Here is a 1,538-nt window from a genome sequence, read left to right on the forward strand (position 1 = left end):
TAAAAGTTGTTGTTTTCCCTGGTTGGCAGGGATATTCAAAATTGATTCTGCGGCTTAGAGTCGGTTTTAGCATGAAAGTTCATAACATTGATGTCAGTGAAACTAACAGTTAAACAGGACGTTGATCCGGGAAAATGACCAATGAGTAGAAAGCGGGTTTCTGTTGCAGAAGAATAATGTGGGGTTGGGTCAATGAGTGACACTAAACGATCGGTCAATCATCCATAGTTCACTGATGTTCGCCCTATTACCGTCATGGATGGTCAACACATGGCCATCGACGCTGAAGGTGGCTGACCTGATCCCTTTGCGATGGGTAATGGTGGTTCTTTCTTTCCATGATCCATCGCTCCCCAGGCTATAAATTATCGCCTTGCCAACAATACTGTAGATGACAACATGGCTGCCATCGGCGCTAAACGTTGCTGATGTAAGACCATAAGCGGAAATGATAGTTTTTTCTTCCCAGGATCCGTTGTCCTTCCGGCCATAGATTTTCACCTTGTTATCGGAACCGTGGGTGATCGCATGGCGGCTATCGACGCTAAAGGCTGCTGAATGAATATGCGAATCATGGGAAATGGTCATTTTTTCCTCCCATGATTCATCGTCCTTCTGCTCATAGATTTTCGCCATTTTTTCACTACTGCAGATGATAAAATGGCGGCTATCGAAGCTGAAGGTGGGTGAGTTGCCCCGGTTTTCATGGGAAATAGTGGCTTTTTCTTCCCATGATCCATCGTCCGTCTTGCCGTAGATGATCGCCTTGCCATCGTAACTTGAGGCCAACACATGGCGGCTATCGGCGCTGAAGGAGGCCGAATTGACATAACGATCGTGGCGAATGATGGCTTTTTCTTCCCATGAACCATCGGCCTTCAAGTCATGGATTCTCACCTTTTGATCGCCACTGACGGTCAGCAAATGGCGACCATCGGCGCTGAAGGTGGCTGGGTCGACCCATTTATCATGGGAAATAATGGCTGTTTCAATCCATGACCCATCGTCTTTCTTGCTATAGATTTTCGCTTTGCCATCAAGACCGGCGGTCACCACATAGCGGCCATCACTGCTGAAGGTTGCCGACAGGACAAAATGATCGTGGCGAATAACGGCTTTTTTTACCCATGACCCATCGTCCTTCTGGCCGTAGATTTTCGCCTTGCCATCTTTACTGGCGGTCACTACATAGCGACCATCGGCGCTGAAGATGGCTGAGTAGACAGTGTCGTCATGGGAAATAGTCGTTTTTTCTTTCCACGATCCATCGCGCTCCCGGCCATAGATTTTCCATGTTTTATCGTCACAGGCGATCATCAGGTGGTGGCCATCGGCGCTGAAGGTAGCTGAGTCCTCTGAACTACTACAGGGGATGCTGGCTTTAATCTCTAATTTAAATGTTTTACATTCGGACATCAGTTTGGTGAGAGTGGAAAAGAACAGTGCAGGAAAATGAATACTCCCATGGCGATCCATGACTGAATTGACTAATGCCTCATCCTTTGTAAAACGCTTCAACCATTTCTGGAGTTCATCTT

At 47.1% G+C, this 1,538-nt stretch carries 1 protein-coding gene; it reads right to left on the reverse strand.

The genetic code is table 11. The features are described from left to right. Positions 1-189: 189 nt before the first annotated feature. Positions 190-1,538, reverse strand: a 1,349-nt coding sequence (locus tag KDK17_RS16790) for a WD40 repeat domain-containing protein (protein WP_257288597.1), incomplete at its 5' end; no start/stop codon positions are given.

Origin of the sequence: Endozoicomonas sp. SESOKO2, from assembly GCF_024606245.1 — a bacterium.
Lineage (GTDB): Bacteria > Pseudomonadota > Gammaproteobacteria > Pseudomonadales > Endozoicomonadaceae > Endozoicomonas_A.